Genomic DNA, 13,509 nt, shown 5'->3' with positions numbered 1-13,509 from the left:
ACGTTTCCTTCCGATTTATAGTAAGTAATCTAACTGTACCATATCTTTTTTGACGATGGAAATATTGTACGCAAGGTTAACAAAATCGACAAACCTGCAAACTTCACAAAGGTTTTACAAAAACCGCTTGCATCCGTGTCGCATTTTGCTATACTCGATTTGTTTGCTTTTTTCAAGCAGGCCACCATAACTTATTCATGAAGGGTAGGGATGACCGTGGATCAGACGAAAACTCCCCTGTTCACTGCGTTGAAAGAACACGCTGCGCGCAATCCGGTGCAATTTCATATTCCAGGACATAAAAAAGGCGTGGGGATGGACCCTGAGTTCCGGGAGTTTATCGGCGATAACGCGCTCTCCATCGACCTGATCAATATCGCGCCGCTCGACGATTTGCATCAGCCGACCGGCGTTATCGAACAATCGCAGAGGCTCGCGGCCGAAGCGTTCGGCGCCGACCATACGTTCTTCTCCGTACAAGGGACAAGCGGGGCGATCATGACGATGATTCTTACCGTCTGCTCCCAGGGCGATAAAATTATCGTGCCGCGCAACGTGCACAAGTCGATCATGGCGGCCATTATTTTCGCAGGCGCCAAGCCGGTTTTCTTAAAGCCGGTGCGTGACGAAAATCTGGGCATCGATCACGGCGTGACGACCTCGTCGGTCAGACGGGCGCTCGAGCGCCATCCCGACGCCAAAGCGGTGCTCGTGATCAATCCGACTTATTACGGCGTCTGCGCGAACCTGAAAGAAATCGTGGACATCGTCCACGGCTACAACATTCCGGTGCTGGTGGACGAAGCACACGGCGTGCTCATCCACTTCAACGACAAGCTCCCGATGTCGGCCATGCAGGCCGGCGCCGATATGGCCGCTACGAGCGTGCACAAGCTCGGCGGTTCGATGACGCAAAGCTCCGTGCTGAACATTCGCGAAGGCCGCGTCAATGTCCGCCGCGCGAAGACCATCATCAGCATGCTGACGACTACGTCGACGTCCTACATCCTGCTCGCGTCGCTGGACAGCGCACGCCGCAATTTGGCGTTGAACGGCGAAGCGATGGCGGACCGCGCCATTGAGCTTGCGGAGTACGCGCGCAATCAAATCAACGAGATTCCGGGACTTTCCTGCTTCGGCCGGGAAATTTTGGGCAGTGAAGCAACCTTCGACTGCGATCCGACCAAAGTCAATATTCATGTCCGTCACCTGGGCATTACCGGCTACGACGCCGAAAACTGGCTGCGCGAGCAGTACAACATCGAAGTCGAGCTCAGCGACATGTACAATATCCTGTGCCTGGTGACGCCGGGCGATACCCAGGAGAACATCGACACGCTGCTTGCGGCGCTGCGCCGCTTGTCGGCCGAGAATTACAACATCCGGCAAGCTAACGAGCTGGTGATCAAAATTCCAAAGATTCCGCAGCTGACCCTTTCGCCCCGCGACGCCTTCTACGGCGATACGGAGCTTATTCCGTTCAAGGAGTCGGCCGATCGGATCATCGCCGAGTTCATTTACGTGTACCCGCCGGGTATCCCGATCTTGCTGCCGGGGGAAGTCATTTCGCAGGATTTGATCGACTATATCACCGAGCATATCGAGGTCGGTCTTCCCGTTAAAGGTCCCGAGGACCGCAGCATCGAATTCGTCAAAGTGATCGTGGAAACCCCTGCTATTTTCTAAAGACCAGGTCAAAAACGCTTGCCTTCGGTTGATCCGCGGCAAGCGTTTTTTTATGGTTACAGCCTTACGATCGAGCTTCCGCTTCGGCCTGCGCTTCGAGCCATTCGATCACATCGGCCACCGCATGCTCCTGGTGATGCTTCCCCTTCCGGTTCGCCGCTTCAACAAGCAGCGGGTGCGCGTTCTCAACCGCAACGCCGATCCCTGCCCTGCGGATCATTTCCAAGTCGTTCAAATGGTCGCCGATCGCCACGCATCGTTCCATCGCTATCCCTATTTTATCCGTTAACAGCTCCAATGCGTGGCCTTTAGTCGCCCCTCTGGCCAGCATCTCAAAATATCGGTCGTCGGATCGCACCCATTCGATCTGCGCAGCTTCGGTCAGCCGAACGATCGCCTCGCTCGTCTGATCGAGCCGCTCCGGCTCCCAAGCGAATAATACTTTCAGCCAATCCGGCGGCACCTTCGTCACATCGTCGATCGGCTGGTACGGAAACCGCTCGATTTGTCGATGCCGCGCCGTCCACTCATTCTCGCGCAGCACATACGGGTAAGGCTCCCCCTGCACATAAATTTCCGCGCCGATGCCGGGGAACGCCTCAACGACTTGCTGCAGCGCCGCTTTCCCCGCATCCGGCAGCTTGGACTGCCAAATCGCTTCCTCCCGGCTATAATCGTAGATAACCGCTCCGTTATATAAAATCGCGGGCGTGTTGACCGGGAGCTGCTTGACGAAATAACCCGCCGGTTCGACAATACGCCCCGTCGCTACCGTAAACAATCCGCCTTGGGCGACGAAACGCTCAATGGCGGCCAAGTTTTCTTTACTGATTTCCTTCTGCGCATTCAGCAGCGTTCCGTCCATATCCGTGACGAGCAAATAACCTTCAAACCTCTTCCTATCCACGGGAAATCCCTCTCTGTTCTTTGTTTACGCGGCGACTTTCGCTCACGTCACAAGTATTGTATTTGGTTTTTCTTAATGCTATGATGATCATGGTGCTTGACAAAAGTCAAATCGTTCCAGTTCATTAAGTAGGCAGGTGCATGGGTCATGGCGCAAAGCGCATATATCAAATTCGTGGAAGGCTCGTCCATTTCCTCGTTAACTCTGGATGAGCTCAAGCAGCAGCTGGAGCATTACCGGGAGCAGCTTGCACTGACCGGCAAACAGCTCGGCTGGGAGTACGACGATGCCGGATTTCCGTATACGATCGAATCAAAACCGGAAGCCGAAGGCAAATGGTTTTTTTTGAAAGGGACCAACCCCCTCTACAAATATATCGTGATGGGCGTCGGAACCGAGAAAAACGGCGATGCCGAACGACACTTCGTACAGATGGTGCTGCCGGATGGCTGCACCCACGGTGACAAATCCAAGGGCAATGAATTCAGCAAATACTTGGGCAAGCTGTGGAAAGCCGAACTGCAATTGTTTAACGGACGTACGATGTACTTCAACCCTCGCAAATGATGGACCGAACGAAAAACCCTTCTTGCTGACAAGAAGGGTTTTTCGTTCAAGATTTATTATTCTTGCTCTTCAACGATCTCGTTGTAAATCGCAACAACGCGATCCCATTCCTCTTCGTCTTCGATACTGGCAAGGAACGCCTCGCCGTTCTCTTCTTCAATTCGGAATATAACACCGTCGGCTTCCATATCATTGCGATCGAGAAGTACCGCATAAGCCTGTTCTTTGGCTTCAAAGGTGTACACCATTACCATCTCATGTTCGACGCCGTCTTGGTCCGTCACGATAAAAATCTCATCCTCGTGATCATGGTCGCAGGAAGCGTCATGAATGTGATCGCTCATGGGAAGACCTCATTTCTTCATTGTATTGATTGCTCCCACGTATCGTACCACGCATTCGGATCCCAAGTCAATGAACCAGGCATGTCTAAAACCGCCATATTTATTCGGATAGAATCGCTTTCTCGGAGACGACCACGTAGTCGCTGTCCGCATTCGGTTTGATCGAGAATCGAACGGTATACTGGCCGGCTTCAGTGAACGTCACGTTAAACGGCCACGTGTACCAAAAGCTGCTCTTCTGTCCGTCCACCACTTCTTCGCGCGCCTTCACCTGTTCGCCGCCCGGCGATACGATGGAAATGCGGAAGGAGTAAATGGACGTATCCAGGTTGTCAATTTGTGAAAAAACCGCAAAATCAAGGCGATCGCCTTTCTTAACACCGCCGAAAGGCTGCTTGATGGAATAATCGTCTTCCACCTTCTTGGCGACAAACATATGTACATTGGGCTTGTAAACCGAGACGGTACGGCTGCCGTTATCCCATTTCACAATCGATTGAAGCGTGTCAGACAAGATCCGGGCAGGAACGACGGCGCTTCCTTTCATTAAAAAAGAGGGTGTCTCGTCCGAACCAAACGACCTCTCCTTGTCATTTACCATCAATCTCACTTTCGAATACCCTTCAAAATCTCCCCACATGGAACTGGCGAAAGCTCCTGCCGTACCGAACAAAGAAAGCGAGAGCACCATCGTCAGTAATCGCGGTACCTTCATTGCAAGTAACCTCCATCGTTATTATGCATTTGCTAAGTTATACTCTACAGACCGGCAAGAGTTGCGGAGATTTTGCCAAATTTATTAATAGTCAAGAACCGACAGCCAAACCGTTAAATTTAAGCAAAATGTGACGAAACTATCTTGAATCCGTATTGAAAAGCGTGATAGATTATAGAAAATATCGGCTGCAACGCCAAAAGCTGAGCGGAGGAACGTCATTGAGCCTGCAACTGCAAATGATAGGCACAGGAAGCGCGTTTGCCAAAACATTCTATAATAATAATGCGCTGATTTATTTGAACGACTTCACGTTATTGATCGATTGCGGCTACACCGCACCAAGAGCCTTGTTTGAGCTTGGCATCTCGCTCGATCAAATCGATGCGGTCCTGATCACGCATATCCATGCCGATCATGTCGGCGGCCTCGAAGAACTCGCTTTTCAATGCTTGTATACGTTCAAGCGGCGAATCAAGCTTCTCGTCCCCTTCTCTATCGAGCATATGTTGTGGGATCACTCCCTCCGCGGAGGTCTTGAGAACAAAGACGAGGGCATTTCGAGCTTGAACGATTATTTCGATGTCATTCCGCTTGCCGAGAACACGCCGATCTCCATTCGTCCGGACTTGACCGTCCGGCTGCTTCCGACCGATCATATTCGCGGGAAGAAAAGCTATTCGCTGCTTCTGAACGATCGTCTGTTCTACAGCGCGGACGCCAGGTTCGACCTTGAGCTGCTGATGAGCTTGCACATCAAGGGTTGCGATCATTTTCTGCATGACTGCCAGCTGCATTCGCCGGGTCACGTCCACGCCAGTTTGGAGGAGCTGCTCACGCTGCCGGTCGACTTGCAGCAGAAAACCTGGCTGATGCATTATTCCGATCAAATGCCAGATTATATAGGGAAAACGGGACATATGAGATTTATCGAACCGTTCAAGCGTTATACGTTCTAAGCGATAAACGAACCGCGCCAGCGTATCAGTTTGCTTCGCTCCGGGCATGTCCTCCCCTTCTTCGGCATAATTTCCCTCTGGTTGAAGCATCCTAGTCATAAGGAGGCGATATAGATGGAAGAACCCGCTCAACACGTCGTAGCTGTTCGCAAGAACGGCGACGGCGATATCGTAGAAATGAAATTGTCCTCGGGCCAGGTCGTCGATTACGAGGAAGCCCAGTACATGGCCAAGAACGGGCAAATCTCGGGCGTCAACGTTTTCCGGGGCCGCGACGGAGACGAGCATCTGCGTTCGAACGCTGACGGAGACCCGACCAACAACCTGGACAACTTGCCTGGCTTCTAACTACTGGACAACCGCGACAAGCCGTATTTTTCTCGGCTTGTCATTTTTTTTACTTGAATTTTGACAGCGCTTAGAAGGATTTCATCAAATTATACAGAATTTCAATTAATACGAACAAAATCTGCGAAAATTTGGGAGTTGGAGTACCGCAATGAAAGGTAATGCGATCTTCCTGATTTACTCGATTCTTGTATGCACTTGGTCGATCGGCTATGGGCTAACGGCAAGCATCCCACTGCTAATCCTGGTAACGCTGCTGTACATGCTGACCTTCTTCATAAAACGTCCTTATTACGGAAACACTTCCATTCAGTTATTGTTATTGGTCGCTCTACATGCCATCAGCGCGACAAGCTGGTGTCTTCCGCTTTACTTGCTGCACATGAGCCAGATGTATTATCGGGTCTCGAAATTTTCGACAGCGCTTCTCTTCAACGTCGCCTTGATGGGAGCTTACGTAATCGTCTCGTTAACCTACCGGCAGCTCATTGCTGCCCATTTGACGGATATCGCTTTTCAAGCGGTCAGCTGTCTCATTTTGGCTTATATATTCGGAAGGCTCATTAAGGAAATGGAGCTGCAGAAGCAGCTGCTGGCCTACGAGAAGAAACATCTCAGCACGCATGACCCGTTGACTGGCCTTTATAATTTCCAGGAATTTCACCATCAAATGGAAATGATCGTTAAACAGAAGAAACCGATCGTTCTTGTGCTTGCCGACTGTAAAGACTTGAAGTCACTCAATACGACGAACGGATTTCAAGGAGTCAACGACATTTTGAAGGAAGCGGCCCAGCTGCTGCGCATCATGTTCCCCGAAAGTTCATTAATCAGCCGTTACGGCGGCGATGAATTCGCGATCGTGATGGAATATACCAATACCCGCCAAACGATCAATACGATTACACAATTGCTCGCTTCGGAATTTCCGAAATTGACCGGTATCGAAATTAACTTCGGGATGGCCTGCTATCCGCAAGACGGCTTGAATAAGGACGATTTGATGTCCTTCGCCGAACATCATCTCTATATGATGAAACGGGAAAGCTGGCTAAAGCGCGAGGAGCATATGCTGCGAAGCGAGAAGCTGCGCGTAGTGGGCGAGTTAGCGTCCGGGATGGCGCACGAAATTCGCAATCCTCTGACGACGATCAAAGGCTTCTTGCAGTTATCCAAAGCGGGGAATTACAACGTGGAGCCGTGGTACGATTTAATTATGGACGAAATAACCCGGATGAGCATGCTGACGGCGGAGTTTTTGCAATTTTCCAAGCCCCATGTTACCCAATACCGCGTACAATCGATCCGAAGCTGCATCGAGCGGGTCATCTCGCTGCTCGACTCGGAAACGACCAGGTTGGGACATCAGATTCACTTCGAATATGATCCAATGGATATTCGCATGCTAATGGATCAGGACAAAATGCTGCAGCTGCTGCTCAACTTAATGAAGAACGCGCTCGAAGCCATGGTGGATCAGGGAGACATCTTTATTCGGCTTTATAAGCAGCAAAATTACGCAGTCATCGAAATTGCCGATACTGGCAAAGGGATCCCCGAGGCCGAGCTGGACAAAATATTCATTCCGTTCTATACCACCAAAGATTCAGGCACGGGCCTCGGGCTTTCCATCTGTCATAAAATTGTACAGGATCATGACGGTACGATTGAGGTTGAGAGTTTGATGGGGACGGGAACAAAGTTTACCATTACGCTGCCGATCGCGGAAACGGATGAGCCGCGAAACCCCCAAGCTAACGAAGAGCTGACCACCATTTCCGTGTGAACGCCAGCCCTGCCGTGAAGGGATTTCGGCTAGGCTCGCTTACATAACTAAGAAAACCGATAACGGCTCCCAATACAGCACCCCCCAGCACTTCCGCAGGCATATGACCGAGGCGCTCTTCCAATTCGGCATCACGTCTTCGGTGGGCATGATGGGGGTGTTCTTGCGTCAGCTTGAATACCGTATCTTCGAGCTCGTTCACTTCCATTGCGATCAGGCCGGCATGGCGGCGAATGCCCATCGCATCGAACATCACAATCAAGCTCAGCAGGGTTGCCAGAGCGAACGAATCGCTGCTAAAGCCCTTCTTCAATCCGAGATAGCTGGCAAGTGATACGACCCCTGCCGCATGTGAGCTTGGCATGCCTCCCGTCCGAAACAAATCCGACCAAGACCAGCTCCTGCGCTCCTGCAAATGCGCTGGTATTTTCAACAGCTGCGCCGCTCCAACCCCTACAATGGACGTCCATAACGCCCGGTTCATACGCATCACCTCTTCACTAGGATGAGACGCGACGTATCTTTCTATGCGAACGAAAGCCGTGAATAAATCGGCAGACCGTAGTTAAAACCGAGTAAGCATTGAAATGGGAAAACTTGCCTCCGGATCGTTATCCAGTTTGCCCCAAGCCATAATTCCGTTGACATACGCCACTTCAAAAGGCAGCTGGATCCCCTCGACCTTATATAAACCAGGCGGAAAGTCAGCCGGATTCAACAGGTACGCCTGTGCCGTATACAGCTTACGTTCGGCAACCGCACGTTGACTGGGGAATTCGGCGTTCTCCTTTTCAGATTGAATCCAGCGGATTTCTTCCAGCAGTTCTTCTCTACTCATCTGGCTGTATAATTTTTTCATTTGGCATATCCCCTCCGAAAGACCCAAGACATTTATCCTGAATCCCATTCATTGTGTCGAAGCTTTGTCTATTCATCGCTCATCCTGTCAAGCCATGTAACAAAGTATTTATCGAAAATAACGAAGCAAAGTGGTATGATAAGTTACCCGATAGAAGGAAGGAGGAATTTGAAGTTATGAATACGGAATTGTTATTTATGAACCAAAAAATTCCGGTTAGCTTTATTTCCAGCGATCAAAAAGCGATACCGCAACTGATCAACATATTGGAACGCAATTCATCCCATTCCTCGGCTGCCGGCACCTCGGACTTTAATCAAATCGATCGAATTGAAATTATCGGAAACAACGCCGTTTTGCATAAGAAGCATGTGAATCAATGTATCGAATTGCCGCTCTATTAGAGCGGCTTTTTACTGCTTAAGACGGATATTCATGGACAAGCACGCTACGATATACTAGAGGAGTCGATAGTAACTATATTTTTATTTGCAAAGGAATGTCTGCTTATGAGCACGAATAACAAGCGAAATTTCTTTCGCCTAACGTTTACAGTTCCGCTCGGCGCCGATGTGAAAATCTTCGGAATGGGCGATTTAGATCCGGAAACCAAGCTATATAAAGCCGCGCTTGTCGATTTAAGCGCAGGAGGCGCACGCTTCTTTACTCAGGCGCCCTTACCGGATAAGCCCGGTCTGCTGACCGAACTCCGGTTTATGTGTCTGGGCCATGAATACCGGCCGTACGGCCCGATCGTGCGCTCCATTTTGCCGGAGCCCGGCCATTATGAGTACTGCATCCAATTTTCCTTGGACGACACCGACACATCGGCGTTAACCAGGATGTTAAATCAGCTTGCAATCAAGCTCCGCCGAACCCCTAACGTACCTGGCTGCAGTTTCCTGACTCCGGAGGAAACGGCGGAATTTGAGCATTTTTAGCGTGCTTTACCGGATAAACCGACTGTCAAATATCGTTTCCCCGAATCCGCGTGCCCGATCCAACTGCGAAACAGCAGCTGGTCGGGTTTTAGTTTGTCATGAAGCTCCTTGAGCCCCAACACAGCGGCTTCCAGCCCGTACTTGCCAAACGCCTCGAACAGGAAGCGCGTCCGTTCCTCGTCCGTCCTATCCTCGTACAATTCGTCCGCGATCCACTTCCGCTCCTCATCCAGAACAATCATATCGGTCCACATCGCCACCCGTCCATCCGGCTTCACCAACGACAGCAGCAGCCTGTTGTACCCTGTGATCAATGAGTTTCGCAAGTAGGCAAGCGCTTCTAAGATGGAGCGAATATCCGCTTCGTTGTACCGGTCCATGTAACCATGGAACTGCAGCAGCGCATCCGGATAAAACAACGGCGTATGTACACCCGAAGACATGACAAACGAGAACGATTTCTTGAGGTGCGGCACGACCTCGTGGCGGTTAACCTGGAAGCTGGCATCGCGCAAAAATCCGGCGATGTCCGCGGCCGACGACTCATTCAGCAGCAGTTCCTCAAATTTTTCATAGAACGAAATTTGATCCAGGCACGTATAATCGACTCGCGTCAATGATCGAAGCCGGCTCTGTGCCAATCCCCCCGTCTTGTCCAGCCATTCCTCCAGCATATTATCTTCCGTATCGAGCACGGTCACTTGTTGAAAATGCACCGCCAGCCCCGGCAAATCCACTTCACCGTGATTCCCCGCTCCAAGCACCACCGCTTTCTCGGGCTTCGCCAGCAGACTGATGGAGTCCTCCACCAAACGGCGCACATGGTAACGATGAGTTCCGTACTCGTGCTCTCCCCAGTCCAAGCTTTCGTTCTCGATTGCCGCAGTATCTCCGCCGCCGAACTGCGACTGCATCATCCATGGCAAATCCTTCATGATTGTCCCCTCTTTCGTTGGCCATACTCCTCGTTCATATTATAACATACCGCTCTTTGAGAAAATACGACAGGAGACCTGTAAGCCATATGCTTTAATCGAGGCCTAATCCTAAACGTTCTAAAAAAATGGGGATGACGTGTTGACAAAATATTAAGATCTTGATAATATAATAATCGTCCCCTTGAGAGACACGAAAGAAAAAGGAAATAACTTTATCCATGACTTGTTAGCTCAGCTGGGAGAGCACCATCTTGACAGGGTGGGGGTCAGTGGTTCGAGCCCACTACAGGTCATACAGAAAAACCCTTGTGTAGCAAGGGTTTTTCGCTTTTTATCGAACTTCATTCATTCTTTATTTGGACAAGCTCAAGTCGCATGTTCCGAAGGCCTCTCCAGAAAAGAACGTCATCTGTCTGCCCGCGTCGCCCCTTGCTGGACATACATTGTAATATAAGCCCACACCACCCGTGTGGGCCTATTTATTTCATTGTCATTTGAATCTTACCGTAGTAAAATGACTATTTGTTAACAGCATGAATAAATAGGAGAGAGAACAGCATGAACGCAGTAGAAAAAGTCAGCAATTTTGTAGGTAAAACGTTTTCGCTTTGGGTTATCTTGTTTGCATGTCTAGGATTCTTTGCTCCACACCTGTTCACCGGCTACAAATCCTTGATTTCACCGCTTCTCGGCATCGTCATGTTCGGTATGGGGCTCACGCTTTCCGCTGCCGACTTTCGCGAAGTGTTTCGCCGGCCTAAGGATGTCGCCATCGGTGTCATCGGACACTACCTGATCATGCCTTCCATCGCCTATTTGTTGGCCATTGGCTTGAACCTTCCTCCGGAAATTGCGGTTGGCGTCATCTTGGTCGGCTGCTGCCCGAGCGGTACCGCCTCCAACGTCATGACGTTCCTTGCCAAGGGCGATGTAGCGCTTGGCGTATCGATCGCTTCGGTTTCTACGATCATCGCGCCATTTGCCACTCCCGCCTTGATCTCGCTTTTGGCCGGCAAATGGATGGATATTAATGCGAAGTCTTTATTTATGGACATCTTGCAGGTCGTCATTTTACCGATCGTGCTGGGCATTATTGCGAAAGCTATATTCCGCAAGCAAGCCGAAGCCAGCGTCAAAGCGCTGCCGCTCATTTCCACGATTGCGATCGTGCTCATTGTCGCCATCGTCGTAGGCTTGAACCAGCCGAAAATCATGTCCAACGGACTGCTCATTTTCGCGGCTGTCATCCTCCACAATTTGCTTGGCTACCTGCTCGGTTATTTCTTTGCCAAGCTGTTCGGCATGGATTTGGCCAAGCGTAAGGCAGTTACTCTGGAAACAGGGATGCAGAACTCGGGTCTGGGAGCCGCTTTGGCTGCCGCACATTTCAGCCCGCTGGCAGCTGTGCCTAGCGCCTTGTTCAGCGTGTGGCACAACTTGTCGGGTTCGATGCTGGCCACCTGGTTTGCGAGAAGAACTGAAGATAAGAACAAGCAGTAGCCCGTCTCATCAAGCATCGCGCCAACTTGGTTGGTGGATACTTTTTTTTACATTCCCTCCGATTTCCAGCACATTGAACTAGTCTCTCATATTCCTCGCCATCTTCTCCATCCGTTTATCTTGTTTTCTCTCATGAACTACCATACACGCATGAATCGCGCCCGGAATCCAGAAGAAGCACGTTAGAATGAAATTCAACAAGGCTTGAATGGGCTTCCCGCAAAATAATACAGCAACAGGAGGAAGCAAAATCGCCAACAAATACATAAACGACACCTCGATTTATTGAGATACTTCATACTACGTTATGATTCCGTAAAGGATTCGGTAAGCTGGAACATCAAGCTCAGATGGCTTTGCCGTATCCCTGACCCTGCGAATGTTGGAATAGACACTTTAGCAGTGGGCAAATTAAAACCAAGAAGAACAAAATGGAAAGGACTTTTCATCATGAACTATTGGGAAGAAGTGCTGCAACGGCTGGATTTGAACGCAAAAGGAGCTTGGCTTATTTACATAGGCGGTACGCTTTTATTTTTAGCCTCATTGTGGTTCAAAAGAAGAATAACTTGGAGAGAATGGTACATCACTTTTGGCGTTGTAGGATTTATGGCCTGGATGGGGGATATTATTTTCTTTTTTCAGCTGGACTTGCTCGATTCGGGCGATCCATCCATTGGCGGAATTCCCGACATCGTGATGTTCTCGTTTGTCCCTCCCGCTATTGCCAATTTGTATTTGAATTTTGTAACAACCAAAAATAAATGGGTGCTGACGAGTCTGTTCGTCGCTTTTTCCTTACTATCGGAGTATTTGTTAGTTAAAGCGGGATTTCTCATTCAAAAAGGCTGGCATGTTTGGTATTCGATTCCATTTTATTTTTTGTTCTTTCATGTATTCCTTCCGTGGCATCTTCGCTTCATCAGGTCTGCAGAAGCTGCAAACAAAGTCCAACAAGACCATGCACCTGTCTTCCCGGCGAATTCGCCAACCAACGGGACAGCCTCTTTCACGGTCCGTGTAACCAAATGGATGGGGTATCATGAGAAAACGCCGCTCCTCATAAAATGGATAGAAAAAAAAGAAAAGGCAAACTAACATTTTCATATACGGGTTGAGTTCATATATTTGTCAAAAGTGTATCGTTTTCAAGCAAAAAATGACAAAACCTCTTATTTTAACACCGTATATTTATTTGCCAATATAATGTTATATTATTCCAGTCAGTTAAATATAGATGCAGGAAAGGATGATCTTGAATAACTATGACTGTCTTATTTGTTGAAAAATTACTTTTTGTTGAAAGTCAAAGCGTCAATCCTCAAGATGCAATTATTATTCGTTTACTTATGGAGGGTGTAGGAGTTCACGAGTTAGTATATTTGACCAAGGATTCTCTGGATATAACCAACCGTATGCTCACCCTAAAGGATGCTTATGACATCGAACGAAAAATTCCCGTGACACGAAAGTGCGTTGAGCTTTTTCAAAGCGCTGTCGAGCAGACTAAATATATTTTGCAAAACGGTTATAATCAAACCAGACAAAATTCAGTAAATTTGCGAGACAGCCGGTTTCTGATCAAAGTAAGCGTGCAGGATTACATCGCTAATGAAAGCATGATAACGGAATTAGATTCTGTGATTTTACGGGTCATCTACATGAGACTCAAACGGCTGGCCGAGTTTTTTTCGATGCCGGAACTAACTCATTTTGCAACCGGCAAGCCCGCCCTTCAAACAAAGGTATACGCATAAAAAGGAGGCTATTAAGCCTCCTTTTTTATATGAAGAAACCTGGATCCGCAGCAATGAGCAGCTGTGTTTCTTTTACATCGCGTCTAATTTCTTTTTCTGCATGCTTAAATATTCAGTTCTCGGATCATAAACGATATGAGGATCGCTTATTTGTCTGAGATCTTTCCAGTAACACAGCACTCTACCTTCATTCCCCCCCTTG

The 13,509-nt window shown here is 49.1% G+C and carries 17 protein-coding genes and 1 tRNA gene; 11 read left to right on the top strand and 7 right to left on the bottom strand.

Annotated elements, in window-relative coordinates:
- The first annotated feature begins 216 nt into the window (after window positions 1-216).
- The gene (locus ACZ439_RS23660; protein ID WP_459558714.1) at window positions 217-1,686 is read left to right on the top strand and encodes an aminotransferase class I/II-fold pyridoxal phosphate-dependent enzyme; all 1,470 of its coding nucleotides are present in this window, start codon (window positions 217-219) and stop codon (window positions 1,684-1,686) included.
- A 64-nt stretch (window positions 1,687-1,750) separates the two neighbouring features.
- Here the strand turns inward: ACZ439_RS23660 and ACZ439_RS23655 are convergent, their stop codons facing one another.
- Window positions 1,751-2,593 (bottom strand): Cof-type HAD-IIB family hydrolase, encoded by an 843-nt coding sequence (locus ACZ439_RS23655; RefSeq protein ID WP_054795581.1) that lies wholly within the window; start codon window positions 2,591-2,593, stop codon window positions 1,751-1,753.
- Window positions 2,594-2,740: 147 nt separating this feature from the next.
- Between ACZ439_RS23655 and ACZ439_RS23650 the strand changes: the two genes are divergently transcribed.
- Window positions 2,741-3,160 (top strand): DUF1885 family protein, encoded by a 420-nt coding sequence (locus tag ACZ439_RS23650; RefSeq protein WP_054798735.1) that lies wholly within the window; start codon window positions 2,741-2,743, stop codon window positions 3,158-3,160.
- A 56-nt stretch (window positions 3,161-3,216) separates the two neighbouring features.
- Here the strand turns inward: ACZ439_RS23650 and ACZ439_RS23645 are convergent, their stop codons facing one another.
- A complete protein-coding gene (locus ACZ439_RS23645; protein ID WP_054795580.1) occupies window positions 3,217-3,504 on the bottom strand; it encodes a DUF1292 domain-containing protein in 288 nt (95 codons plus the stop codon).
- Between the two features lie 100 nt (window positions 3,505-3,604).
- The gene (locus tag ACZ439_RS23640) at window positions 3,605-4,219 is read right to left on the bottom strand and encodes a stalk domain-containing protein (protein ID WP_127607348.1); all 615 of its coding nucleotides are present in this window, start codon (window positions 4,217-4,219) and stop codon (window positions 3,605-3,607) included.
- Between the two features lie 221 nt (window positions 4,220-4,440).
- Between ACZ439_RS23640 and ACZ439_RS23635 the strand changes: the two genes are divergently transcribed.
- The 3 genes from ACZ439_RS23635 to ACZ439_RS23625 all read left to right on the top strand — a co-directional run bounded on the left by ACZ439_RS23635 (window position 4,441) and on the right by ACZ439_RS23625 (window position 7,312).
- Window positions 4,441-5,178, top strand: coding sequence for an MBL fold metallo-hydrolase (locus ACZ439_RS23635; RefSeq protein ID WP_054795608.1), 738 nt, complete (start codon window positions 4,441-4,443; stop codon window positions 5,176-5,178).
- 114 nt (window positions 5,179-5,292) lie between these two features.
- Window positions 5,293-5,526, top strand: coding sequence for a DUF3892 domain-containing protein (locus ACZ439_RS23630; RefSeq protein WP_054795579.1), 234 nt, complete (start codon window positions 5,293-5,295; stop codon window positions 5,524-5,526).
- Window positions 5,527-5,677: 151 nt separating this feature from the next.
- A complete protein-coding gene (locus tag ACZ439_RS23625) occupies window positions 5,678-7,312 on the top strand; it encodes an ATP-binding protein (protein WP_054795578.1) in 1,635 nt (544 codons plus the stop codon).
- Here ACZ439_RS23625 and ACZ439_RS23620 read toward each other — a convergent pair.
- A complete protein-coding gene (locus ACZ439_RS23620; protein ID WP_054795577.1) occupies window positions 7,281-7,796 on the bottom strand; it encodes a divergent PAP2 family protein in 516 nt (171 codons plus the stop codon). The genes ACZ439_RS23625 and ACZ439_RS23620 overlap by 32 nt on opposite strands.
- An 81-nt stretch (window positions 7,797-7,877) precedes the next feature.
- On the bottom strand, window positions 7,878-8,171 hold the full coding sequence (locus ACZ439_RS23615; protein WP_127607342.1) for a DUF1811 family protein: 294 nt from the start codon (window positions 8,169-8,171) through the stop codon (window positions 7,878-7,880).
- Between the two features lie 176 nt (window positions 8,172-8,347).
- Between ACZ439_RS23615 and ACZ439_RS23610 the strand changes: the two genes are divergently transcribed.
- Both ACZ439_RS23610 and ACZ439_RS23605 read left to right on the top strand, forming a co-directional pair.
- The gene (locus tag ACZ439_RS23610; protein WP_127607340.1) at window positions 8,348-8,575 is read left to right on the top strand and encodes a hypothetical protein; all 228 of its coding nucleotides are present in this window, start codon (window positions 8,348-8,350) and stop codon (window positions 8,573-8,575) included.
- A gap of 105 nt (window positions 8,576-8,680) precedes the next feature.
- Window positions 8,681-9,112: a PilZ domain-containing protein gene (locus ACZ439_RS23605; RefSeq protein ID WP_054795575.1), complete on the top strand. Its 432-nt coding sequence runs from the start codon at window positions 8,681-8,683 to the stop codon at window positions 9,110-9,112.
- Here ACZ439_RS23605 and ACZ439_RS23600 read toward each other — a convergent pair.
- Window positions 9,109-10,047 (bottom strand): hypothetical protein, encoded by a 939-nt coding sequence (locus ACZ439_RS23600; protein WP_464620284.1) that lies wholly within the window; start codon window positions 10,045-10,047, stop codon window positions 9,109-9,111. The two genes, ACZ439_RS23605 and ACZ439_RS23600, sit on opposite strands and share 4 nt — an antisense overlap.
- Before the next feature lie 223 nt (window positions 10,048-10,270).
- Here ACZ439_RS23600 and ACZ439_RS23595 point away from each other — a divergent pair.
- Window positions 10,271-10,343 (top strand) — tRNA-Val (locus ACZ439_RS23595).
- Between the two features lie 265 nt (window positions 10,344-10,608).
- Entirely contained in the window at window positions 10,609-11,550 is a 942-nt protein-coding gene (locus tag ACZ439_RS23590; protein WP_464620283.1) for a bile acid:sodium symporter family protein, read from the top strand.
- Between the two features lie 78 nt (window positions 11,551-11,628).
- On the opposite strand, the gene ACZ439_RS23585 is transcribed toward ACZ439_RS23590, so the two are convergent.
- The gene (locus tag ACZ439_RS23585) at window positions 11,629-11,817 is read right to left on the bottom strand and encodes a YqaE/Pmp3 family membrane protein (RefSeq protein WP_054795574.1); all 189 of its coding nucleotides are present in this window, start codon (window positions 11,815-11,817) and stop codon (window positions 11,629-11,631) included.
- A gap of 183 nt (window positions 11,818-12,000) precedes the next feature.
- Here ACZ439_RS23585 and ACZ439_RS23580 point away from each other — a divergent pair, with 183 nt between their 5' ends.
- A complete protein-coding gene (locus ACZ439_RS23580; RefSeq protein ID WP_464620282.1) occupies window positions 12,001-12,648 on the top strand; it encodes a hypothetical protein in 648 nt (215 codons plus the stop codon).
- 167 nt (window positions 12,649-12,815) lie between these two features.
- Entirely contained in the window at window positions 12,816-13,307 is a 492-nt protein-coding gene (locus tag ACZ439_RS23575; RefSeq protein ID WP_201318418.1) for a phage lytic cycle repressor MrpR family protein, read from the top strand.
- Window positions 13,308-13,509 lie beyond the last annotated feature (202 nt).

This window comes from Paenibacillus sp. JCM 9796 (assembly GCF_055379675.1).
The sequence above is the reverse complement of the archived record's forward strand: the minus strand, read 5'-3'. Positions and strand labels throughout refer to the sequence as shown.

Bases quoted from the DNA above. Each gene is read 5' to 3' on its own strand.
- ACZ439_RS23650 (WP_054798735.1), top strand. From the start codon at position 2,741: ATGGCGCAAAGCGCATATATCAAATTCGTGGAAGGCTCGTCCATTTCC.
- ACZ439_RS23645 (WP_054795580.1), bottom strand. From the start codon at position 3,504: ATGAGCGATCACATTCATGACGCTTCCTGCGACCATGATCACGAGGAT.
- ACZ439_RS23640 (WP_127607348.1), bottom strand. From the start codon at position 4,219: ATGAAGGTACCGCGATTACTGACGATGGTGCTCTCGCTTTCTTTGTTC.
- ACZ439_RS23630 (WP_054795579.1), top strand. From the start codon at position 5,293: ATGGAAGAACCCGCTCAACACGTCGTAGCTGTTCGCAAGAACGGCGAC.
- ACZ439_RS23625 (WP_054795578.1), top strand. From the start codon at position 5,678: ATGAAAGGTAATGCGATCTTCCTGATTTACTCGATTCTTGTATGCACT.
- ACZ439_RS23620 (WP_054795577.1), bottom strand. From the start codon at position 7,796: ATGAACCGGGCGTTATGGACGTCCATTGTAGGGGTTGGAGCGGCGCAG.
- ACZ439_RS23615 (WP_127607342.1), bottom strand. From the start codon at position 8,171: ATGAAAAAATTATACAGCCAGATGAGTAGAGAAGAACTGCTGGAAGAA.
- ACZ439_RS23610 (WP_127607340.1), top strand. From the start codon at position 8,348: ATGAATACGGAATTGTTATTTATGAACCAAAAAATTCCGGTTAGCTTT.
- ACZ439_RS23605 (WP_054795575.1), top strand. From the start codon at position 8,681: ATGAGCACGAATAACAAGCGAAATTTCTTTCGCCTAACGTTTACAGTT.
- ACZ439_RS23600 (WP_464620284.1), bottom strand. From the start codon at position 10,047: ATGAAGGATTTGCCATGGATGATGCAGTCGCAGTTCGGCGGCGGAGAT.
- ACZ439_RS23590 (WP_464620283.1), top strand. From the start codon at position 10,609: ATGAACGCAGTAGAAAAAGTCAGCAATTTTGTAGGTAAAACGTTTTCG.
- ACZ439_RS23585 (WP_054795574.1), bottom strand. From the start codon at position 11,817: ATGTATTTGTTGGCGATTTTGCTTCCTCCTGTTGCTGTATTATTTTGC.
- ACZ439_RS23580 (WP_464620282.1), top strand. From the start codon at position 12,001: ATGAACTATTGGGAAGAAGTGCTGCAACGGCTGGATTTGAACGCAAAA.
- ACZ439_RS23575 (WP_201318418.1), top strand. From the start codon at position 12,816: ATGACTGTCTTATTTGTTGAAAAATTACTTTTTGTTGAAAGTCAAAGC.